18 protein-coding genes are annotated in these 21,154 nt (G+C 71.4%); 12 read left to right on the top strand and 6 right to left on the bottom strand.

The annotated features are described in order from the left end of the window. Positions 1 to 4 precede the first annotated feature (4 nt). From A4E84_RS04465 to A4E84_RS04440, 6 genes are read right to left on the bottom strand one after another with little or no spacing between them, the layout of a single operon-like run. Positions 5 to 454 (bottom strand): DUF6917 domain-containing protein, encoded by a 450-nt coding sequence (locus A4E84_RS04465; RefSeq protein ID WP_062925284.1) that lies wholly within the window; start codon positions 452 to 454, stop codon positions 5 to 7. Further along, positions 451 to 1,395 (bottom strand): Gfo/Idh/MocA family protein, encoded by a 945-nt coding sequence (locus tag A4E84_RS04460; RefSeq protein WP_062925283.1) that lies wholly within the window; start codon positions 1,393 to 1,395, stop codon positions 451 to 453. Before A4E84_RS04460 ends, A4E84_RS04465 begins: the two co-directional genes overlap by 4 nt. Continuing rightward, entirely contained in the window at positions 1,392 to 2,621 is a 1,230-nt protein-coding gene (locus tag A4E84_RS04455; RefSeq protein WP_062925282.1) for an Ldh family oxidoreductase, read from the bottom strand. The genes A4E84_RS04460 and A4E84_RS04455 overlap by 4 nt, the downstream gene beginning before the upstream one ends. Further along, positions 2,618 to 4,048, bottom strand: a complete 1,431-nt coding sequence (locus tag A4E84_RS04450) for a M20/M25/M40 family metallo-hydrolase (RefSeq protein ID WP_237304833.1) — start codon at positions 4,046 to 4,048, stop codon at positions 2,618 to 2,620. The genes A4E84_RS04455 and A4E84_RS04450 overlap by 4 nt, the downstream gene beginning before the upstream one ends. Beyond that, the gene (locus tag A4E84_RS04445) at positions 4,041 to 5,003 is read right to left on the bottom strand and encodes a sugar phosphate isomerase/epimerase family protein (protein ID WP_079128867.1); all 963 of its coding nucleotides are present in this window, start codon (positions 5,001 to 5,003) and stop codon (positions 4,041 to 4,043) included. Before A4E84_RS04445 ends, A4E84_RS04450 begins: the two co-directional genes overlap by 8 nt. Then, positions 4,993 to 6,027 (bottom strand): Gfo/Idh/MocA family oxidoreductase, encoded by a 1,035-nt coding sequence (locus A4E84_RS04440; RefSeq protein ID WP_062925281.1) that lies wholly within the window; start codon positions 6,025 to 6,027, stop codon positions 4,993 to 4,995. Before A4E84_RS04440 ends, A4E84_RS04445 begins: the two co-directional genes overlap by 11 nt. A gap of 656 nt (positions 6,028 to 6,683) precedes the next feature. Here A4E84_RS04440 and A4E84_RS04435 point away from each other — a divergent pair. From A4E84_RS04435 to A4E84_RS04380, 12 genes are all read left to right on the top strand, one after another. Further along, positions 6,684 to 7,223 (top strand): EF-hand domain-containing protein, encoded by a 540-nt coding sequence (locus A4E84_RS04435; protein WP_062925280.1) that lies wholly within the window; start codon positions 6,684 to 6,686, stop codon positions 7,221 to 7,223. Between the two features lie 139 nt (positions 7,224 to 7,362). Next, positions 7,363 to 7,803, top strand: coding sequence for a hypothetical protein (locus tag A4E84_RS04430; protein ID WP_062925279.1), 441 nt, complete (start codon positions 7,363 to 7,365; stop codon positions 7,801 to 7,803). Positions 7,804 to 8,052: 249 nt separating this feature from the next. Continuing rightward, positions 8,053 to 8,583: an EF-hand domain-containing protein gene (locus tag A4E84_RS04425; protein ID WP_062925278.1), complete on the top strand. Its 531-nt coding sequence runs from the start codon at positions 8,053 to 8,055 to the stop codon at positions 8,581 to 8,583. A gap of 158 nt (positions 8,584 to 8,741) precedes the next feature. After that, positions 8,742 to 9,926: a DegT/DnrJ/EryC1/StrS family aminotransferase gene (locus tag A4E84_RS04420; protein WP_062925277.1), complete on the top strand. Its 1,185-nt coding sequence runs from the start codon at positions 8,742 to 8,744 to the stop codon at positions 9,924 to 9,926. After that, positions 9,923 to 11,047 (top strand): DegT/DnrJ/EryC1/StrS family aminotransferase, encoded by a 1,125-nt coding sequence (locus tag A4E84_RS04415; RefSeq protein WP_062925276.1) that lies wholly within the window; start codon positions 9,923 to 9,925, stop codon positions 11,045 to 11,047. Before A4E84_RS04420 ends, A4E84_RS04415 begins: the two co-directional genes overlap by 4 nt. A gap of 27 nt (positions 11,048 to 11,074) precedes the next feature. Further along, positions 11,075 to 12,052 (top strand): UbiA family prenyltransferase, encoded by a 978-nt coding sequence (locus tag A4E84_RS04410; RefSeq protein WP_062925275.1) that lies wholly within the window; start codon positions 11,075 to 11,077, stop codon positions 12,050 to 12,052. Beyond that, entirely contained in the window at positions 12,049 to 13,428 is a 1,380-nt protein-coding gene (locus tag A4E84_RS04405; RefSeq protein WP_062925274.1) for a protoporphyrinogen/coproporphyrinogen oxidase, read from the top strand. Before A4E84_RS04410 ends, A4E84_RS04405 begins: the two co-directional genes overlap by 4 nt. 11 nt (positions 13,429 to 13,439) lie before the next feature. Then, positions 13,440 to 15,017 carry an AMP-binding protein gene (locus tag A4E84_RS04400; protein ID WP_062931299.1) on the top strand — a complete coding sequence of 526 codons (1,578 nt, stop codon included), beginning with the start codon at positions 13,440 to 13,442 and terminating at the stop codon, positions 15,015 to 15,017. 22 nt (positions 15,018 to 15,039) lie between these two features. After that, positions 15,040 to 15,891 (top strand): class I SAM-dependent methyltransferase, encoded by an 852-nt coding sequence (locus A4E84_RS04395; RefSeq protein ID WP_062925273.1) that lies wholly within the window; start codon positions 15,040 to 15,042, stop codon positions 15,889 to 15,891. Beyond that, positions 15,888 to 17,633: a CoA transferase gene (locus tag A4E84_RS04390; protein WP_062925272.1), complete on the top strand. Its 1,746-nt coding sequence runs from the start codon at positions 15,888 to 15,890 to the stop codon at positions 17,631 to 17,633. Before A4E84_RS04395 ends, A4E84_RS04390 begins: the two co-directional genes overlap by 4 nt. After that, complete coding sequence (locus A4E84_RS04385) at positions 17,630 to 19,297, top strand: class I adenylate-forming enzyme family protein (protein ID WP_062925271.1); 1,668 nt, start codon at positions 17,630 to 17,632, stop codon at positions 19,295 to 19,297. The genes A4E84_RS04390 and A4E84_RS04385 overlap by 4 nt, the downstream gene beginning before the upstream one ends. A 167-nt stretch (positions 19,298 to 19,464) precedes the next feature. Further along, a complete protein-coding gene (locus tag A4E84_RS04380) occupies positions 19,465 to 20,721 on the top strand; it encodes a nucleotide sugar dehydrogenase (protein ID WP_062925270.1) in 1,257 nt (418 codons plus the stop codon). Positions 20,722 to 21,154 lie beyond the last annotated feature (433 nt).

Genomic DNA, 21,154 nt, shown 5'->3' with positions numbered 1-21,154 from the left:
GGTGTCAGCCGCTCGGCGTCGGGTGGTTTCCGGTCGGATGCGGCATCTGAACGCGCTGCCCGAACCTGACCTCGACTTCGGGGGCGAGACCGAGCTGCGGGCCGGTGAGCGGTTCGGGCACCGAGATGAGGATGTTGTAGTGGTTCGGGAAGTGGCAGGCGTCGAATCCCAGGACCGTCCCCACCAGGTTCCCGTCGGCCCAGACCTCGTCGCCCCGGTCGATGACTCCGGCGCATCCGACCTCCACGAAGCCCAGGAATCCGACGCGGTCGATCCGGGCGCCGGTGGCGGTCTCCGTGTGGTCGGTGGTCACCAACTCATGCACCTCCCCACGGCGGACGCACCGGCTTGCGAACCCCTCCAGGGTCATCCCCCGGTCGTCACGCCGGTGGGTGAGGACCTTCACCAGCCGCCCGTACACGGCACGTTTGGCACCGTCCTCTCCGGGTGTCACGGGTGGCGTACCTCCTGTCGGGGTTGGGGGCGAGCGAGGCCTTCGTACGCGTACGTGGCGGCCACCAGCTCCAGGGCGGCCAGGCCGTCGGGGCGGTTCGGGCGGCGGCCGGACAGGACGTCGGTGAAGTCCCGCAGTACGCCCACGTATTCGTGCCACAGGGAGCCCTTGAACTCCGGATGGCCGGCGAGCATGTCGGCCCGGTCCACGGTTCCGTCGGCGAGTCGCACCTCGACCGTCTTGCGCTCGCCGGGACAGGACCAGTCGAGCACCACCCGGGCCGCCGCGCCGGACGGGGCGGTCAGCAGCACCTGCGCCTGCCGGTCGACCCCCCGCGCATCGCGGTGCACGGTGGCCCCGGTCACCCGGACATCGCCGAGGAACAGGCGGACGAGATCGAACGCGTTGGGCCCGTTGTCGGCGACGCAGCCGCCGCCGCAGCGCTTCGGGTCGAGATACCAGCGGTCCCTGCCCGCGTGTTCCTCGATCGTCTCCTCGTAGTGCACCGTGAGCGACGCGATCGGCGCGCCGGAGGCGATGCGCTGGCGGAGCGCGTTCACCTCATCGTTGTAGCGGCGGTGGAAGGAGGTGAAGAGCACCGTGTCACTCTGCCGGGAGAGTCGCGCGAGGTGGTGGCCGTCGCGCGGACGCGTGGCGAGTGGTTTCTCCACGCACACCGCGCGTCCGGCCCCCAACGCGTCCCTGCACACCGGGTAGTGCAGGTCGTTGGGCACGTTGACCACCACGGCGTCCAGATCCGCGGCCCGCAGCAGCTCACGGTGGTCGCGGTAGCGCGGCACCTGCGCCGGTGCGACGCCGAGCCGTTCTTCGTCGGGGTCGCACACCGCCACCAGCTGTGCGCACGCGGCACGTTCGAATGCCGCCAGGTAGAAGCGGGAGATGACACCGAGGCCGATGAGGCCGATGCGGGGGAGTGTCATGCCGGGCCCCCCGCCGCCGAGGGCCGCACCGGCGCCGGGAAACCGAGACCGCTGTTCCGGGCCAGATCGAGCATCTCCCGGTACAGGGCCGGCTCCAGAGGGACGCCGTGAGCGCGCCGGTCGCGAGAGCGGGCGTCCTCGGGCCAGCCCGGATAGCGCACGGGTTCGTCCGCCCGGACCGGCGGGCAGCCGAGGAGGGCACCGAACAGGGCGGCCGCGTCGGTGCGGAACTCGGCCTCGGGCCTGAGGCGCCCGGGGGCGATGGCCAGCATGAGGCAGCCGATGTCGTCGTCGGGGCCGGCCGGCTCCGCCGTCTCCTCCTGTGGGCCCACTCCGGCTCCGGGGACGAGTGCGGACAGTACCTCCACCAGAAGACCGAGACCGAAACCCTTGTAGGCACCGCTGTCAGGGTCGCCGCCGAGCCAGCGCAGGTGCGCCTGGCCACGGTCGAAGGCGGCCGGATCGGTCACAGGCCTGCCGTCGTCGTCGTGCAGCCAGCCCACCGGCACGCTCTGCCCGGCGCGTGCGGCGGCTCGGACCCTGCCGGTGGGGGCGACCGTCGTGGCCATGTCCAGGACGAACGGCGGCCGGTCGCCTGCCGGGGCGGCCAGCGCGAGGGGATTCGTGCCCAGCATGGGGGCCCGTCCGCCGACCGGGCGGACGATCCGCTGGCGGCCGCAGTTGGCGGTGACGAGGCCCACCATGTGGTGCCGCACCGCGCGCAGGGCATGGTGGCCCGCACAGCCGAAGTGTGTGGCTCCCCGCACCGAGACCATGCCGACGCCGTACCGGCGGGCGCGCTCGACCGCCAGGTCCATCGCCTCCGTGGCGGCCCACAGCCCGAGCGCCCGGCGGGCGTCGAGGAGCACCGACGCACCGTGGTCGGTGACGATCCGCGGTTCCGCCCGTGGATCGCATCGGCCCGAGTCGAGCAGCGGGAGGTAGAGCCGGGTGAGGTTGGTGATGCCGTGACTGGTGAAGCCCGTCAGGTCGCCGTGGCACAGTGCCTCGGCGGCGGTTCCCGCACGGTGCTCGGGCAGTCCTCTGGCGCGGAGGACATCGGCCACGAAGCCGAGGAGGCCCCGGTACGGCACCCGTACGCCGGTGTCGCCGTCGCTGCCTGAGGCCTCGGGCGGGACGACGCGCGGTCCGGGCCGGGGCGTCACGGCGGTCGGTGCGGCTGCGTCCGCCGACGCCGTAGGAGTGGTGGGGGTCGTCGAGGTCATCGCAGGGGGTTCCTGTCCGCGGCCGCGCCGGGCGCGGCCGCTGAGTGAGCGTGACAATCGCCGGCACCGTCGCCGGGCGGCCCGTGGCGGACTCGGGCGACGAGAATGCGGGCGATTTCGTCGGCGTACCGGTCCAGGTCGTCCAGGTCGACGTACTCGCCGGCGGCGTGCGCGTGGTTGGTGTCCAGGTCTCCGGGGCCGAAGACCGCCGTGTAGCTGTCGGGCAGGCCGGCCATCCAGATCGCGTCGCAGGTGAAGGCGGGCTCCTCGTCGGGCCAGCGCACCAGGCCCGCACGTCCTTCCAGCAGCTCTTCGGCCCACGGCGCGCGGCCTCGGCCGTCCAGCGCGGGCAGACCGCGTTTGTGCCAGTGCAGGGACGTGATCCGTGTCGCGTCGGCGGCCGTCCTGGCCAGGTCGGGGATACCGGCGGTCCTGGAGGCGAAGTCGGTGAGCGCCTCGCGCAGTGCCTCCTCCAGCGCCGCCTCTGCGGCTCGGCCGGCCGGACGGGACCCGTAGGAGATGTTGAGCAGCAGCCGGCCGGTGCCGTAGACCCGGTTGTGCCGTTCGCCGGTGTGCAGGCCCGCCACGCACACCCTTCCGTCGCCGATCCGCGGCGGCAGGGCACGGGCCAGGTGGCTGCTGATATGCCCCAGCAGCACGGTCGCGTTGTGACCCGCGTCGGGGCGATCGTCCACGGCGTCCTCGCCCTCGACGCGGACCAGGGCCGTCATCGACGCCGTCGAACGGGGCAGGAAGCGGTGGCCGGTGGGCTCGCAGAACAGGTTCAGCCCGCCGGTGAACCCGTCCTCCACCAGCGGCCTGGTGCCGAACGTACCCATGGCACCGCCTTCTTCACCGGCGACTGCCTGGATGAGCACACCGACCCGGCTGCCCAGAGCCGGCTCGGCAGCGCGTGCGGCTCGGATGCCGGCGAGCAGGGCGACGGCGGGGCCCTTGGCGTCGATCGCTCCCCGGCCGGTGAAGCGCCGTCCGTCGAAGCGGGCGGGCCACCAGCCGGCCACCGTGTCCAGGTGGACGTTGAACATCACCGTCTCCCGCGGGGGGAGTTCGGGGCCGAGGCGCAGCACCAGGCTGGGCTGCGAGGCCAGGAACGTCTCGTCCTGTGCCGCCTTCCGGACCGTCGCCGGCACGTCGTCCCGGAGCAGCGCCGCCGGTTCCGGCGGGGCGTGTCGCAACACCCTCAGCCCGAGCGTCGCGGCGGCCTCCGCATAGGCCCGGCCGGCCTCCCACAGCCGCACGGCGGGACCGTCGCTGCCGGTCTCCAGGGGCCCGGCCGTGGGAGTACCGAGCAGGTCGAGCAGCAGGTCGTGATCGGCCGGTGTCAGCCGGGCGGGTACCGGCAGGGCCGCGGGAGGTGAGGGGGCGGCGGATCCGGCCGGGAAGGGAGGCGCCGGAACGTCAACCATGCCGCCCCCCTCCGGCGGGAGACCGGCCGGACAGGATCTCCTGCCGCACGAGCTGTTCCAGGCATCGGCCGTAGCGGACGAACGCCGCCACACCGTCGGTGCCGGTGGTGTTCTGGTCCTGGTGCGGCCGCAGGTGGGTGTGCGGTTCGATCGACCAGGCCCCGGTGTAGCCGTGGTCGATGAGGGCCCGGAGACAGGAGCGGACCCCGGACTCCCCGTCCCCCGGCAGTGTGTACGTGACCTGGCCGTCCGGTCCGGTCCGGGCGTCCTTGACATGTACGTGAGCGACGTGGTCGATGATCTCGTCCAGCAGTGCGCGGGCGTCGTAGCCGTAGGGCACTCCGTTGCCGATGTCGAACAGCAGCCGCAGCGCGGGGCCGCCGGCGCGGTCGAGGAGTTCCCTCATCCGGTCGGCGCGGCTGCCGGCCCAGCCGCTGCAGTTCTCGTGCAGCAGCACCAGGCCCTGCTGCTCGGCCCGCCGGACCAGCAGGGCCATCCGGTCCAGGGCTCGCCTGGCCCACTCCCGTTCGTCCAGACCGGCGTTGGGATAGGACATCACCCGGATGTACCGGGTGCCGAGGGTGGCGCAGCGCCGGGCCAGCTGCCGCAGCTCGCTCAGATCGTCCTCGAAGCGACCATTGATCGGGCGGCCCCAGTTGGCGATCCGGGAATCGACGCAGACGACGTCGAGACCGGCTGCCGCGATCCGGTCGGCCAGAGCGTCGAAGGCCCGGTCGTCCAGGTCGGCGATGGCGACGCCGTCGACGTTGCGCAACTCGATCGCCCCCCAGCCCAGTTGGCGCAGAGCGTCCAATTGCCCGGCCGAATCCGCCGCGGCCTCGTCCCCGATGCCCGCGAAGCGGATGCCGGGAGCAGCCCATCCGCTCTTAGGGAGGTCTTCGCTCCCCTCGCACCGGGGCTGCCGGGGACCTGTTCCGGGATGGTCAACGCCCATGCGCGATCGCCTCCTTGCGAGGGGGTGTGCCGGGGGGAGGCAGGGCCGCCAGCCGCTTCGCCTCGTCGAGCAGCTCGACCGTCCGTACGTGCAGGGCGAGGTCGTCGGCGCCGGCGCCCTCGCCGTCCTCGGCGAATCCGCGGTAGGCATGGCTCAGACATGCCATGAGCGAGTCGTCATGGATGACCTCACGCGTGGTGTGGCCGCCGCGCGTGATCTCCAACTGCGCGAAGTCGTCGTCCTGGCCGACCGCGTAGTGCCCGACGGCACTTCCGTCCTCCATGCCGAGGACGATCCGCCGCTGACGTACGGGGGCGGACAGGTCGGACAGCACCTGGCTGCGGACCCCACCTGTATGCAGCAGTTCGAGGTGCGCACCGCCCATGCGCGGCACCATGGTCGTCCCCACGCGCAGGTCGGTGCTGCGCGCGCAGCGCAGCCGCGCGTCACCCAGGAGCCGCAGGAGGACGCCGACCGCGTGCGGCGCCTCCACGTCGAAAGCGGAGGTGTGGCTGCTGCTGGCCAAGGAGCGGCGGAACCGGGGCTTGTGCTGGGTGACGGACACGGAACGCACGGCGCCGAGCCTGCGGTCGCCCACCACTTGGACCAGACGCCGGGTCAGCGCGCTGTGCAGCCAGGGCGCCACGACGGACAGGCGTAGCTCGTGTTCACGCGCGAGGTGCAGGACGTTTTGGAGCGTGTCCCGGCCATCGGCCAGTGGTTTCTCCATGAGGATCCGCGAGAATCCGAGCGCGGCGACCTCGCGGAGCACGTCGGCACGCACGGCGGGCGGAGTGCACAGATGGACGACGGTACGCGCCGGGTCGAGGAGATCGCGCGCTCGGCTCAGGGCGCCGACGGTCAGCAGATCCCGCTGCTCGGTGCCGGGGGTGCCCCCGGGGTCCACCCCCACGATCGGGTGATCGGCAAACGTACCGGGGACGTGGGAGCGCGCACGCAGCAGCACCGGCACATGCAGTCCCAGGCCCGCGCGGCCCAAGCCGACGATCAGCGTGCACAGCACGGCTCGACCCCCCTTGTACGCTCTTTTCGAACGTCGCACACAGGTGTGAATTCGCACGCAAATATGGCGTCGAATGGACTGGGAACAGGTTGGCGGATCGGCTCGAAATTATTCTGCATACCCATCCCGTCTTCCCCTGAAACGCACGCAATTGATTGCTCTGATGGTGCGGCGAATGGGGCGCAGGTTGCGTTATCGCGGCCACGGCGCATCGTATCCGATGGCAGGTGTTCATAGTGCTTGCTTGCCGCTTCTGTACTGGACGGGAAGATGGCCGGAACGCGTGTCGAGGGAGGCCGTGGTGTGCAGTCGGCCCGGCTGGCGCCGCCCAGGGAGGCCGATTCCGATTTCGTGACCGAACCCACGCGCGAAAACAATCGGCCGTGCGGGGGTGGCGGCCCGTGCGGAAGAAATGTTTCTGCGGCTTTCGGCCCGTCGTACCCGCCGTTGACAGGTCCCTAGGGGTGCTAGTACTCATGTACCTTGCAGCGAGGCATAGAATGTTCGCCTGGCGTGGGCGGTCGATCGCTCGGACCTGTGCTCGGGTTTTCAATTCCCCCTCAAGGATTCCGAAATGATGAATCCTTCGGTTTCTCATGGTTTCGGGTGCGAGGCAGCCGGTATTCATCCCAGCTTTTTCGGCAACGAGGAGTGAGATGTCCAACAAGTCTGCCCAGACCGAGCGTCTCCGGCAGCGCTTCGCGCTGTACGACACCAACGGGGACGGACGTGTCGGCCGTGGCGACCTGGAGGCGGAGGCCCGGCGCATCGTCGAGGCCTTCGGGGAGCCGGAGGATTCCCCCAAGGCTCAGGCGCTGCTGCACGCGTACCCGCACATGTGGGACTACATGATGCAGCGGGCCGGCCGTGACGCCGGTCAGGACCTGTCGGTCGAGCAGTTCGTCGAGATCGCCGACGCCCAGATGCTGAGTCAGGGCGCGGTCGGCTTCAGCAACATGCTCCGGCCCAGCATCCGCGCGATGGTCGACCTGTGCGACGTCGACGGCGACGGGCAGGTCGATCCGCAGGAGTTCCGGAAGTGGCTCGCCGCCATCGGCAACGACCGGATCGACGCCGACGAGGTGTTCAGGCAGGTGGACGCCGACGGAAACGGGCAACTGTCCGTCGAAGAACTCGTGGCCGCGGTGGGCAAGTACCACGCGGGCGAGCTCGACGCGCCGCTTCTGGGTGTCTGAGTCGCAGACCGACGGCAGGGGTCCCTCCGAGTGCGAGTCGCTCGGAGCGACCCCCCGGCCGCCGACACTGACGGCCCGCGCGGGCCCCGGGGCCGGGCTCCTGCGCGGAGAGTCAGGCGAAACCGGTCGACGCACCGATGTGGCAGGGCCGGCGCCCGAGACCAGGCTCCTCCCGGTACGCGCCGCGCTGGTGCTGCTGTCCCTGGGGCAGGGGGTGCCCGGAGCATGGGCTCTGCTCGCGCCACGATTCTTCTACGACGGGTTCCCGCTCCCGTCTCTCGCGTGGGTGACCAAGTTCCCGCCGTACAACGAACACCTGGTCCGCGATCTGGGCGCCCTGTCGCTCGGCCTGGCGGCGGTCCTGCTGATGGCCGCTGTGTCCCCCGAGCGGCGCCTGGTGCGGGCGGCAGCCTTCGGCGTCCTCGCCTTCACGGTTCCCCACCTGATATTCCACGCGGCGCATCTCGGACGCTTCGACACCGTGGACGTGGTCGGGCAACTCATTTCCCAGGTGGCCCCGATCGCCGTATCTGTAATGGTTCTCGTGCTGAGTCGGAAAAGTCATCTACAGGACACGTAGAATCGCATGCAAACCAGAGGGAAATAGCCTTCCGGTGCACTTGTGAGCTTCTCTTCGTAGCCGCTCCGGATCCAGTCTTCCGGGGCGGCTTGGATGCGTGCCCGTACCCACCGCCCACGTGAAGTTCTCGGTCAAGCGCAGAATCTTGTGGCGCGATTCTTTGTCACTCGTAAGAGTGGGTTAGCGCTGCCTGTTCCGGTAAGTATCTGAGTCGCAGGTGCCGAGAAGGAAAGAGCGAAAGGAAGAAGCGTGACCACTTCCGTACAGGAGCAGCGACTTCGTCGCCGTTTCGACATGTGGGACAAGAACGGCGACGGCACCATCGATCGCAGTGACTGGGCAGGTGAGGCAAAGCGCATTCTGCTCTCCTTCGGGGAAAGCGAGAGTTCCCCGAAGGGCCGGGCCCTCGCCGACGCGTACCTCGGCATGTGGGAGTACGTGGCGGGTCAGGCCGGAGTCGGCGTCGACGGCGCGTTGGGCTTCGAGGAGTTCAGGAACGTGGCGGCGGAGCAGGTGCTCGACCGCGGGCAGGCCGGCTTCGACCAGGTGCTGCGTCCGACGATCAGCGCGATCGCCGACCTGTGCGACACCGACGGTGACGGACAGGTCAGCCCTCAGGAGTTCCAGCGCTGGATCGGTGCCATCGGCAGTGACGAGTCCACGGCGGGCACGGCGTTCAAGCTGATCGACACGGACGGCGACGGTCAGCTGTCGATCGAGGAGCTGATCGAGGCCGTACACCGCTACCACTCAGGTGAGCTGGAGTTCTCCCTGCTCTGACCGCCTGCGATCCACGCGGTTCTGCGTCCGGCGCTCCCGGCACAAGGGGGAGCGCCGTCGTAGTCCGCCCGCCGACGCCCCGGTTCGCTTTCGCCGCCACCGCCACGAGAGGACACATGCACAACGCATCCTTAGGACCGAGGAACGGCAGGCGCGGCATGACGACCGGCACCGCGGACGGCACCTGGGGACCGGTGCCCTTCTTCACACAGGCCCGGACCTTCGAGGAGCTCTGGCCGGACATCCGGTCCCGGCTGACGGAAGTCTTCGAGGACGGCAAGTTCTCGCACGGCCGGCAGGTCGCCCGGTTCGAGGAGGCGCTGGCCCGGTGGACCGGCGCACGCTACGCGGTGGGCGTGAACAGCGGCACCGACGCCCTCGTGCTGTTGCTGCGGGCCTGCGGCCTGGAACCCGGCGACGAGGTCATCGTCCCCGCCTTCACCTTCGTGGCCTCGGCCTCCTCCGTCGTACTGGCCGGCGGCCGCCCGGTCTTCGCCGACATCGACCCTGTCACCTACGCGATCGATCCCAAGTCCGCGGCCGACGCGGTCACTCCACGCACCCGTGTGATCATGCCCGTCCACCTGTTCTGCCAGATGGCCGACATGGATGCGCTGCTCGACGTCGCGCACCACCACCGGCTGACCGTGGTGGAGGACAGCGCCGAGGCCATCGGCATGCGGTGGCACGGCGTCCATGCCGGGCTGCTCGGAGCCGGTGGTGTGCTCTCGTTCTTCCCCACCAAGACCCTGGGGGCCATCGGCGATGCCGGCGCGATCCTGACCGACGACCCTCAACTCGCCGAGGCGGCAGCGGCGTTGCGCCACCATGGGCGCTACGGCCGGACGCTGGGCCACTTCCCGGGCATCAGCAACGAGACCACAGTGAACGGCGTCAACAGCAAGATGGACGACATCCAGGCGTCCGTCCTCCTCGCCAAGCTGACCCGGCTGCACGAGGACATCGCCCGCAGGGCCCGGCTCGCCGCCGCCTACACCGAACGGCTGGCCGGCACGCCCGGCGTGCTCCGGCTGCCCACCGTGGTGCCCCGCACCGCCCGGACCGACCCCGTCTTCTACGTGTACCTCGTCGAGGTCGAGCGACGTGACGAACTGGCCGGGTACCTGGCCCGGCACGGCGTGGGCACCGAGACGTACTACCCGGCCCCGCTGCACCTCCAGGAATGCTTCGCCCATCTGGGATACCGGCGGGGCGACTTCCCGCACGCCGAGAGGGCCTGCGAGCGGACGATCGCCCTCCCGCTCTACCCCGACATGAGCCTCGACGACGTCGACACGGTGTGCGCCCTCGTCCGCCGCTTCACGACGAGGAGGCCGGCGTGACGGTTCCCTTCTTTCCTCCGGACCTCTTCGAGGACGACCGGCAGGTGCTCATGGACCTCGTCCATGACATCGGCACCGCACCGGAGCAGAGGTTCCTGCTCGGCGAGCACACCGCCCGCTTCGAGGAGGTCCTGCGCGACTCGCTCGACGCCGCCGACGTCGTGGCCTGCTCCAGCGGCACCTCCGCGCTGACACTCGTCCTGCACGCCATGGGGATCGGACCCGGCGACGAGGTCGTCGTACCGGCGTACGGCTGTGCTCCGTTGGCCAATACCGTGGCAGGACTGCGGGCGACGCCGGTGTTCGCGGACATCGACCCGTGGACGATGGTGGCCGACCCGGGCGAGGTGGAACGGGCGATCACCGACAGGACCAGGGCGATCATGCCGGCGCACATGTTCTCGGTGATGGCCGACATGCCCCGCATGCGCGAGATCGCCCGGCGTCATGGCGTGCGCCTGGTCGAGGACTCGGCGGTCGCCCAGGGTGGCGTCCTCGACGGCCGCCCCGCCGGGACCTGGGGGGAGGCCGGAGTCTTCTCCTTCGTCCAGGTCAAGACCTTCGGGACAGCCGGCGAGGGCGGCGCCGTCGTCACCATGGACCCCGAACTCGGATGCGCCGTCCGGTCGTTGCGCAACCACGGGCAGAGTGAGCGGTTCGTCTACCCGCGCACCGGCTACAACAGCCGGTTCGACGAAGTGCTCGCGGCCTTCCAGCTCCACCGGCTCCGCCGCTTTCCCGAGCTGCTGGAGCGCCGGGCCCGCATCGCCGACTACTACACCGAACGTTTCACGCCGCTCGGCGAGCGTGGTGTGCTGCCCCCTCCGCCGGGCCGCAACGGCCGCTGTGCCTACGTGTACTCGCTGCTCGTGGACGAGCGGGACGAACTGAAGCGGTATCTGGCCGACCGAGGGGTGGAGAGTCACGTCTACTACCCCCTCCCACTGCCGTACCAGGCCGCCTTCACCCGGTTCGCGCCCGCGGGCCGGAGCTGGCCGCACGCGGAGAGCGCGAGCCGACGCCAACTGGCCATCCCGGTCCACCCGCGCCTCACCGATGCCCAGGTGGAGCACATCGCGGACACCGTCTGCGCCTTCGCCGGGCTGAGCGGCAGCCGCTGACCGAACACACCTGAAGGAGCGGAGCAGATGACGACCCGCACCGAAACCGGACCGTTCACGTCCGGGACGGCACGTCCCGAGAGCAAGCTGCGCAGCTACGCCCGGCTGGGCAAACTCGACGTCTACGACTACTACCCGAGCGTCGCCGTGGCACTGTCCGCGGTACTGCTGCCCGTCTCCGGTCTCCAGCCCGCGACGATCGTGACGCTCACCCTGTTCCTCCTCGGCGCGGTCTGCGTCATCGTCGCGATGGTCGCCCTCGACGACGTGACCGGCTATCGCGACGGCAGCGACGCCGCGAACTACGGCCCGGACGACCCGCTGCGCAACAAACTCCGCAAGCCACTCGTCGCGGGCACCCTGACCCTTCGCGAAGCACTCGGTTTCGGGTGGGCCACCGCCGCCGCCGGCGCCGCCCTGTGGGCCGCCGCCGTGTCGACCGCCCCGCACCGGCCCACCTGGGCCGTGGTTCTGGTCGTGGTGCTGTTCGTGGTCTCCGTCCAGTACTCCTACGGGCTGAAGATCAGCTACCACGGCTTCCAGGAGATCTTCCTCGCCGGGCTGGGCGCGGGGTTGGTGATGGGGGCGTACGGGCTCGCGGCCGGCCAGTTCTCCGGATTCGTGCTGGTCCAAGGCGTGCTGTTCGGCTTCGGACCGCTGCTGTTCGGCGTGTACTCCAACACCAACGACATCCCCGGGGACCGGGCCGTCGGGCGTCGCACCGTTGCGTGCCTGGTCTCGGCGAAGGGCAATGCGCTCTTCATCGGTGCGCTCTGCGCGGCGGAGTTCCTGACCGGTGCGGTCGCCTCCGCCGTCGGGATCGCCCCGTGGTGGTTCGTGTTCCTGATGCTGCCCGTCACGGCGCTGCGGGTGCGGCAGTACCTCACCGGCTTCCGCCACGGGGACATCATGCGCGCCCGCAGGCTCGGCTTTCCCGCGCACCGGGTCAGCACGGTGCTGCTGATCACGGCGAACCTGATCGCCGGTGCGGGGGCCGTCGGATGAGTCCCGATCTCGATGTGGCCGTGGTGGGCGCGGGCATGGCCGGGTTGACCGCCGCGCATGAACTGCGGCGTGCGGGCCTCGACGTGCGGGTCTTCGAGCGGCAGGAGCACGTCGGCGGCAGGATGCGCAGCTTCCGGCACGACGGCTACACCATCGACGAGGGTGCCGAACAGATCTCGGAGCACGGCTACCGCGCGACCTGGGAACTGCTGTCGCGGCTGGGCGTGCCGCGAGGCGACGTGCCGCTTATCGGAAAGTCGGTCGGTGTGTGGCGCGGCGGACGGGCCCACCCCGGCGTGGCGGACCCCACCGCGGTGCTCACCGGTGCCGGGCTCTCGCCCCGCGCCCGGTTCGATCTCGCCCGGATCCTGGCCTGGACGGGGTCGCACCGCCGGGAGTTCGACGCCGACCACCCCGAACGGACCCCCGCAGGGGCCCTGACGGTCAGGGAGTTCGCGCGCCGGTACCACAGGGACGTCCACGACTACCTGCTCCAGCCGGTCGCCGGCAGCTTCTTCGGCTGGGACACGGCGCGCTCCGCCGTGGCACCGATGCTCAGTCTGCTGCTGGAGGTGGGTCCGGCCGCCGGTTGGCGGACGTATCGCGAGGGCATGGACCTGCTCGCCCGACGGCTGGCCGACGGACTCGACGTGGTCACCGGCGCTGAAGTGCACGAGGTCGTCACCGAGGACGGCTTCGTGCGGCTGCGCGTCGGGAGCGACAGTGTCACGGCGCGCTCGGTGGTCCTCTGCGTGCCCGCCCCGGTCGCGGCGCGGCTGCACGTCAACGCCCCCGCCGACGAGCTTCCGTTCCTGTCGGCCTGTACCTTCACCCCCACGCTCAAGGTCAGCGTCCTGCTGGACCGGCCGCTCGCGCCCCCCTCCCGCAAGCCGCTGTACGTCCTGCTGACGCCGGACGCGGAGGACGAGGTGCTCTCCGCGATCATCGTGGACCATGCCAAGCACCCGGACCGGGCGCCTGCGGGCAAGGGGCTGCTGACCCTGATGGCCGACGCCCGCAGCATCCCCGACCTGTTGACCGCTCCGAAGCGGCAGACGGCCGACCGGCTCGTACGGGCGGCCACCCGGTACGTCCCCGGCCTGGAGAGCACCTCCGGGCGCCGCTTCGTGCACGCCTTCGCCCATGGTCTGCCCGAGGCGACTCCCGACGCCCTGCGCAGACGCGGGCCGTTCATGGCGCGTGCCGCACGGCCCGTCGAGTACGCCGGGGACTGGGTGATGCTGCGGCCGGCCAGCGAAGGTGCCGTGCGCTCGGGCGCGCTCGCGGCTTCACGGGTCCTCAGCCGGCTGCGGCCGGCCCGCTCGGTCGTCCGGACCCGCCCGGCAGCCCGCCCCACCGAGGAGAACGTCTCGTGAAACCGCACGACATGGGCGTCCTGTTCGACGAGTGCGCCGAGCACCGGATCGGCACGCGGGTCCACCTGGACCGGCCGTTCGACATCGACGCGAGCGCACGGACCCACCACACCCTCCCTCAACTCGCCACGCTCGTAAGGGAGGCGGCCGGCTGGCTGGCCGCGGCCGGGGCCGGCCCCGGCGACCGGGTGGCGATCGTCAAGGACAACCACTGGGATTACGATCTGCTGGCCTGCGCCGCCGTGCGCATCGGCGCCGTACCCGCGCAGCTGTCGGCGCACCTGTCCGGCGAGGTGCTGGGCACGCTGCTGGCCCGGCTCGGGCCCGCCCTGCTCGTCACGACGGCACAGGTGCTGGAACACGGCCGGAAGGAGGGCACCGACCTGGCCACGGCGGCACGGGCCACCCTGGTACTGGACGACGCCGTGCCGGGCACGCTGGGCATGGACGACGTGCGCGGACACATCGCCCCCGGACCCCACCGCAGACACGACGACGAACCCCTGGTGATCCACCACACGTCGGGGACCACCGGTGTGCCCAAGCTGGTGGTGCACTCGACCCGCACGATCATCGGCAAGCTGGCCCGGTTCGAGAGCGTGCGGCTGCCGCACATCGGTCTGCGACGCGGCGACGTCCTGGCCAACGCGAGCTCGTTCGCCCACGGCAGGACCTTCTGCTGGACCGCGAGCACCCTGTGCATGGGCCCCGCGGACATCTCGATCATCACCACGCAGGACCCGAACCTCGCCGATCCCGTACTGCGCGCGCATCCGCCGACCGTCCTGGAAGCGCTGCCCGCCTCGTTCGTGCGCTTCCAGCCACTGACCGAAGGGCTGGACAACCCCTTCCGGCGCGTCCGCGTGGTCATCAGCACCTACGACGCCGTGCATCCCCCCACCGTCCGTGCCTACCTCAGGGCGAGCCGGCACCGCCGGCCCGTGTGGGTTGAGGGGTGGGGGCAGACCGAGACGGGGCCACTGACCTTCCGCTTCCACACCCGACGGTCCGCCGACCGGGCGTCGGGCGGCGCCGGCACCCGGAACCTCGGACGCCCGGTGCCCGTGAAGACACGGCTGCGGGTGGTCGATCCCGACACCTTCCGGCCCCTGCCGTCCGGGCAGGCGGGTCTGGTACTGGCCAGGACCACCGCCTGCGCCCTGGGCTACGTCGGAGAGGACGACCGCTGGTCGGCCAAGCGCCACGGCACCTGGTGGAACACCGGCGACATCGGCGCCCGCAACCGCGACGGCAGCATCGAGTTGCTCGACCGCGAGGTGGACCGCACGCCGCAGCTCAGCTGTCTGCGGACCGAGGACCTGATCGAGGCACGGTTGCCGCAGGTCCTGGAGTGCGTCGTCCTCGCCGAGTCGGGCCGGGACCCGCTGCCCGTCGTGGTCACCGCCGACGGCGTGCTGGACCAGGACCGCTGGAAAGAAGCGGTGCGTGACCTGCCGCCCCTGCGCGAACCGGTCGCACTCACCTGGGACCAGGTGCCGCGCACCGGCACCGGCAAGGTCCGGCGCCGCGAACTGTTGCACCGCCTCACCGGACGTACCGACACCTACGGCTCCGGCCGGTGGACCTGAGACCCGACCAGGGGGATACGACATGCGCGAGAGCCAGGGCCCGGCCCCGGGCTACGCCTTCGACAACGACAGCGCCCACAGCGACGAGCTGCACCGCTGCCTCACCGACGCCTACGACCCCATGACCTTCGCAAGGCTCGCCGAGACCGGCGTCACGACCGGGTGGCGGTGCCTGGACGTCGGCACGGGGAGCGGGAGTGTGGCCCGGTGGCTCGCCGAACGCATCGCCCCCACCGGCGAGGTCATGGCCACCGACGTCAAACCGCACCACATCCAGGAAGGGCCGTGCCTGACCGTGGTCGAGCACGACGTGGTGACCGATCCGCTCCCCGAAGCCGCCTTCGACCTCGTCGTCGCCCGTCTCGTCCTCCAGCACCTGCCCGAGCGGCTCGCCGTCCTCGACAAACTGGTGCGCGCCCTCAAACCCGGAGGATGGCTGCATATCGAGGAGTTCGACACCTCCTACGAACCGCCCCTGCTCACCCCGGACGAGGAATCCGCGCGGCTCTACACGGCCTTCCTCGATGCCAAGCGCACCGTCATGCGGGCCGGTGGGGGAGACCCCGACTGGGCCCGGCGCGCGCCTGCCGCCATGCGTGCCGCGGGGCTCGTCGACATCGACCCGCGGCCCCGCATCGAACTGCGCACCGCGGGGTCACCGGGGCTGCGGATGCAGCTCAACCACACCTACCACCTGCGGGACGGACTCCTGGCCGCCGGCCTGACCGAGGCGCAACTGGCGGACGTACGGGCGCTGATGCGGGACCCGTCGTTCTGCGCCGCGTCGAGTGTCGTCTACGCGGTACACGGCCGCCGCCCGCAGGCCGGTGAGGCGGGAGACGGCCTGCGGCCACACCCGGAGGACGCCCGATGACGCTGTGTGTGCCGCGCGCCGGAGCCCCGGCCACAGCGCCGGTTGCCGTCGCGGTCGCCGCCCACCTCCTCGACCTGGTGGGCGAACCCGACACCGCCTCTGTCGGCTGGGAGATCGACTGGCAGGGCCCGCTCACCGTCCCCCTGGCCGATGAGCGTGCCGTCCAGGCGGCCTGCGGCATCATGCATGTCCACGGCCGGGCGGCAGGACGCCCGGCCCCGCTCGCCGTCGACTACGCCTCCACGGTGGCGGGCGTCCTGGCGGCCCAGGGAGTCTGTGCGGCACTCCTCGCGCGGGCCGCCGGCGCCGACGTGAAGCGGGTGCGGACGTCGGTGGGCCAGGCCGCGCTGCTGGCCCTCGCCCAGTACCTCGCGGCAGCGACCGCCGACGGCGACGACCCGGGCGACGGCCTGCCCTCACCCGCCGGCGCGGGGGGAGGGCACGCGCCCACCGGCTGCCCGTTCGTGTCCGCCGACGGCGTGCGCTTCGAACTCGAAGCCCTCGACGCCGAGCGATGGCTGGACTTCTGGCAACTGCTCGGCGCGGACCGTGCCGACACCGGGCGCGGGTGGCGGTCCTTCCAGCAGCGGTTCGCCACCGCCACCTGCTCCCTGCCCCTCGCGCTGTCCGCGACCGTGCGGCGTGCCCCGTTCACGGCCGTCCAGTCGGCGGCGGACCGGTCGGGAGCCGCTGTCCTGCCCGTACGGGAAGACCCCCTGCCGCCCACCGTGACGTCGCCGTGGACGCTCACGCCGTTCTCCGGCCCGGGCGGCACCACGATCGGCAGGCCCCGTACGAGCACGGACGGGGCACCTCTGAGAGGCCTGCGGGTCGTCGAGTCGGCGCGACGCGTCCAGGGGCCCATGGCCGGCCACGTCCTGAGGCTCCTGGGCGCCGACGTCGTACGGGTCGAACCGCCGGGCGGTGACCCGATGCGTGGCATCCCCCCGATGGCAGGCACGACGTCGGCCCGCTTCAGCGCCCTCAACGCCGGCAAGGCCGTCACGGAGGTCGACTTCACCACGGACGCGGGACGGCAGGCCGTCCGTGAACTCGTGTCCGAGGCCGACGTCTTCCTGCACAACTGGGCGCCGGGCAAGGCGGCCCGGCTCGGGCTGGACGCCGACGACCTGCGGCCGGTGCGGCCAGGGCTGGTGTACGCGTGGGCATCAGGCTGGGGTGACGCCCTGGGGCCGGAACCACCCGTGGGGACCGACTACCTGGTCCAGGCGCACAGCGGCCTCGCCGCGGCCGTACGGCCCGTGGACGAGCCGCCCGCGCCCTCTTTGATGACGCTCACCGACGTCCTCGGCGGGCTGGTCTGCGCGCATGGCGTACTGGCGGCACTGCTGGCGCGCCTTCGCACCGGCAGAGGCGGCCGCGTGGACTCCTCTCTGTACTCCGCTGCCACCCTCGTTCCCCGAGGGCCGGGCGGGCCCGTGGCGACGGACCGCCCGCTGCGCACGAGGGACGGCTACATCGCCCTGGGGCCGCAGGCCCGGGAGCGACCGGGGCTCCTCGCGCGGGCGCTCGGCCTCGGGCCCTCGGCGGGTGCGGACACGATCGCCTCCCGGGCCCGGACCCGGCCCACCACGGACTGGCTGCCCGGGCTGGCGGCAGCGGGCGTGGCCGCCACGCCGGTGTGCACCAGCCTCGCGGACCTGGCCCGCGATGCGCGGTTCGCTCCGGCGTTGGTCGTGGCGGACCACGCCGCTCCCCGCGCGCCCTGGGAGTTCTCATGAGGGCCGGATGGACATCGAACGCCGGCGTCGAGATCCGTGACCTGGTGCCGGCCCGGGTGCGGCGCGCCTGGTCCGAACAGGGCCTCTGCCCCGACCGGGACCTGTACACGCTCTTCTCCGGGCAGGTGCAGCGGCACCCCGACCGGACGGCCGTCATCGACTCGGCGGGTTCGGTGGACTACGCGGAGCTCGACGCCCGGGCACGGCACATCGCCGCGCGCCTCGCCGAAAGCGGCCTGGGCGAAGGGGACATCATCGCCGTACGCGTGCCGAACGGGCGCGACGCGGTGGCCGCGGAACTCGCTGTCTCCGCCATCGGAGCGGTGGCACTGCCGTATCCGCCGGGGCTCGGCAGCCGGGGGCCGGCGAGCCTGCTCGCCCGCGCCCGCGCCCGCGCGATCATCGTCAGCCATCTCTCCGACGCCGTCCCCGGCGCTCATCTCCCCTGCCTCGAAGCGGTCTTCACCCTCGGTGAGGGCGGTGAGGGCGGTGAGGGCGGTGAGGGCGGTGAGGGCGGTCAGGGCAGTCAGGCCGCTCAGTCACTCGCGGCGCCCGCGCGGCAGCCCTTCCTGCCCCGGCCCGTCGACCCCGAGGCTCCCGCACGCATTCTGGTCTCCTCCGGCTCCGAGGCCGAACCCAAGATGGTCGCCTACTCCCACAACGCGATGGCCGGCGGCCGCGCCACCTACGTACGCGCCCTGCACGCCGGGGACGGCCCGATGCGCAACCTCGTCCTCGTCCCGCTGGCTTCCTCCTTCGGCTCGTGCGGCACATCCGTCACGCTCGCCGCCCTCGGCGGCACGCTGCTCCTGCAGGAGTCCTTCGACCCGGACGCGGCGCTTCGCATGATCGTCGAACACCGTCCCACGCACGTCTTCGGCGTGCCCACGATGCTGCATCGCCTCGCCGAACAACCACCCGCACCCGGGGAGGACTTCACCGGTCTCCAGGCCGTCGTCTCCAGCGGCGCGGACCTCCCGGACGCCACCGCCGAGGCGTGCCGCGCCCGGTTCGACCGCCGAGTCATCACCGTCTACGGATCATCCGACGGCGTGAACTGCCACACCGCCTCCACCGGGCCCGGCCCCGAGGCGGGCACCGGTCTTCCCGACCCGGCCGTGGCGCGCATCCGCATCATCGACGAGACCGGTGCCGCCGTACCGACCGGACAGCCCGGTGAGATCTGTGCCAGGGGTCCGATGACGCCGCTGTGCTACGTGGCCGACCCCGGTCTGGACGCCCGGTACCGGACGTCGACCGGCTGGGTCCGCACGGGCGACCGCGGGCTCCTGGACGAACACGGCAGGCTCCATGTACTGGGCCGCATCAAGCAGATCGTCGTACGAGGCGGCTACAACATCAGCCCGGCGGAGGTGGAACGCGAACTCGCCGCGCATGCCGCCGTGGCCGAGGTGGCCTGCGTCGGTGTGCCCGACCCGGAACTGGGGGAGCGCCTGTGCGCATGCGTCCGCGAGACGCCGGGCGCGCCCGCCCCGGACCTGCGGGAACTCACCGTGTTCCTGGAGTCCCAGCGCGGCCTCGAACGCCGGAAACTCCCCGAACTCCTGCTGCGGGTCCAGGAGATGCCGCTCGGTCCCACCGGAAAGATCTGCCGCAGGACCCTCGCCCTGCTGGCTGCCCGCGAGACCTCAGGCATCCGCTGACCGCCCCCCCCGCACGAAGGAGGGGTTGTGCACGGGCCTCAAGGCGTCGTTGCCGGAGGGCTGTCGGAGAGGAGTCTCGACCATCTGGTCATCGCCTGCGAACGCGTGCGGTGGCGGAGCGGCGCGCCCAAGCCCTTCCCACCGACGCCCTGCATCCAGGGAGCGATATGAACAGCGTTGCCGTCATCGGACTCGGCTACACCGGGCTCCCGCTGGCCCGGGAGGCGTGCCGCGCCGGCATGCGGGTCACAGGGATCGATGAGAACCCGTCCGTCACCGCATCCCTGAACTCGGGCCACTCACACGTCCCCGACGTCACCGATGCCGACCTCACCGCCATGCTGGATGCCGGTTTCCGGGCGTCCGTCGACGAGAGCCCGCTGGCGGAGGCCTCGGTTGCCGTGATCTGCGTCCCCACCCCACTGGACGGCGCGGGCAGACCCGACCTCTCCCATGTGCGACGCGCCGCCTCCGGTCTCGGGGATCGCCTGAAGCCCGGCACCCTCGTCGTCCTGGAGTCCACGTCCTTCCCAGGCACCACGGACGACGTCGTCCGTGGCATTGTGGAGCAGGCCTCCGGACTCAGTGCCGGAACGGACTTCTCCCTCGCCTTCTCACCCGAGCGCATCGACCCGGGCAACCAGACCTTCGGTGTACGGAACACCCCGCGCGTCGTGGGGGGCTGCACCCGACGGTGCACGGCGGCCGCGGCCGACTTCTTCCGGCACTTGTGCGACCGGGTCGTCGAGGCGGGCTCCGCACGCGAGGCCGAACTGGCAAAGCTCCTGGAGAACACCTACCGCAGCGTGAACATCGCCCTGGTCAACGAACTCGCGGTCGCCGCCCGGGCACTGGGAGTCGATGTGTGGGACGCGCTCGACTGCGCGCGCACGAAACCATTCGGTTTCCAGGAGTTCCGGCCGGGACCAGGGGTGGGTGGCCACTGCATCCCGGTCGATCCCGTCTACCTCACGCACTGGGCGCGCACCGGCGGGACCCCGCTGCGGCTGGTCGAGCTCTCGCAAGAGGTCAACACAGGGATGCCGGCACACGTCGTGCGGCGTGCCGAGTACTTGCTCAACGAGCGGGGGAGCGCCCTGCGGGACGCACGGGTGCTGCTTGTCGGAGTGACCTACAAGCGCAACAGTACGGACCTGCGGGTCACGCCGGCCGCCGCGATCGTCCAGCTGATGCGACAGAGCGGCGCAGGCGTCGCGTACCACGACCCGTTCGTGGACACCTGGGCGCCGGGCGGCGAACCGGTGAAGCGGTCCGTCGACGCACTGGCTGCCGCCGCGGACGCCGACCTCACGATTCTGGTGCAGGACCACGACTCCGTTCCGCTTGACCGGTTGCCCGAGCACGCCCGACTGCTGCTGGACACCCGGGGCCGGCTGCGCGGCACCCGCGCCCATCAACTCTGAGATGTGCGGGTGCGGGCACCACGACGGAGGCCGGGGAGGGGGGACATCTGCTTACCGGTACAGCGCATCTGCGAAGAACAGCCTTGCACCGCTCTGGTGCTGCGCCGGAGGGGCGACGGTGGGTGAGCGAAGGCTGGGTCAGCGACGCTGCGTAACGGCTTCCCGGTGCCGTCGGCCCTTTCGGTGCGTGCCGCGAAAGCAGGTGGGACAGGACCGCGTCAGCATGCCTGCGACCCAGTGCTGGCTCCGTGTCGGCGTGGGCGCCCGGACCATGAAGAACCGCAGCTCCTAGCCCCGATCGAATGAGGTGTCGTACCACTCGATGGTGGTGCCGATGAGGCTGGCGGCGACGATGCGTTTGAGGTTGCCCTGGGGTGGGGGAGTGGTTGCTGCGGAGGCCATGGGCGCCACTTCCTCGTGTGCCGTGAGGACG

The organism is Streptomyces qaidamensis (assembly GCF_001611795.1).
Lineage (GTDB): Bacteria > Actinomycetota > Actinomycetes > Streptomycetales > Streptomycetaceae > Streptomyces > Streptomyces qaidamensis.
The sequence above is the reverse complement of the archived record's forward strand: the minus strand, read 5'-3'. Positions and strand labels throughout refer to the sequence as shown.

Bases quoted from the DNA above. Each gene is read 5' to 3' on its own strand.
- A4E84_RS04460 (WP_062925283.1), bottom strand. From the start codon at position 1,395: ATGACACTCCCCCGCATCGGCCTCATCGGCCTCGGTGTCATCTCCCGC.
- A4E84_RS04455 (WP_062925282.1), bottom strand. From the start codon at position 2,621: ATGACCTCGACGACCCCCACCACTCCTACGGCGTCGGCGGACGCAGCC.
- A4E84_RS04450 (WP_237304833.1), bottom strand. From the start codon at position 4,048: ATGGTTGACGTTCCGGCGCCTCCCTTCCCGGCCGGATCCGCCGCCCCC.
- A4E84_RS04445 (WP_079128867.1), bottom strand. From the start codon at position 5,003: ATGGGCGTTGACCATCCCGGAACAGGTCCCCGGCAGCCCCGGTGCGAG.
- A4E84_RS04435 (WP_062925280.1), top strand. From the start codon at position 6,684: ATGTCCAACAAGTCTGCCCAGACCGAGCGTCTCCGGCAGCGCTTCGCG.
- A4E84_RS04420 (WP_062925277.1), top strand. From the start codon at position 8,742: ATGACGACCGGCACCGCGGACGGCACCTGGGGACCGGTGCCCTTCTTC.
- A4E84_RS04410 (WP_062925275.1), top strand. From the start codon at position 11,075: ATGACGACCCGCACCGAAACCGGACCGTTCACGTCCGGGACGGCACGT.
- A4E84_RS04405 (WP_062925274.1), top strand. From the start codon at position 12,049: ATGAGTCCCGATCTCGATGTGGCCGTGGTGGGCGCGGGCATGGCCGGG.
- A4E84_RS04400 (WP_062931299.1), top strand. From the start codon at position 13,440: ATGGGCGTCCTGTTCGACGAGTGCGCCGAGCACCGGATCGGCACGCGG.
- A4E84_RS04395 (WP_062925273.1), top strand. From the start codon at position 15,040: ATGCGCGAGAGCCAGGGCCCGGCCCCGGGCTACGCCTTCGACAACGAC.
- A4E84_RS04390 (WP_062925272.1), top strand. From the start codon at position 15,888: ATGACGCTGTGTGTGCCGCGCGCCGGAGCCCCGGCCACAGCGCCGGTT.
- A4E84_RS04385 (WP_062925271.1), top strand. From the start codon at position 17,630: ATGAGGGCCGGATGGACATCGAACGCCGGCGTCGAGATCCGTGACCTG.
- A4E84_RS04380 (WP_062925270.1), top strand. From the start codon at position 19,465: ATGAACAGCGTTGCCGTCATCGGACTCGGCTACACCGGGCTCCCGCTG.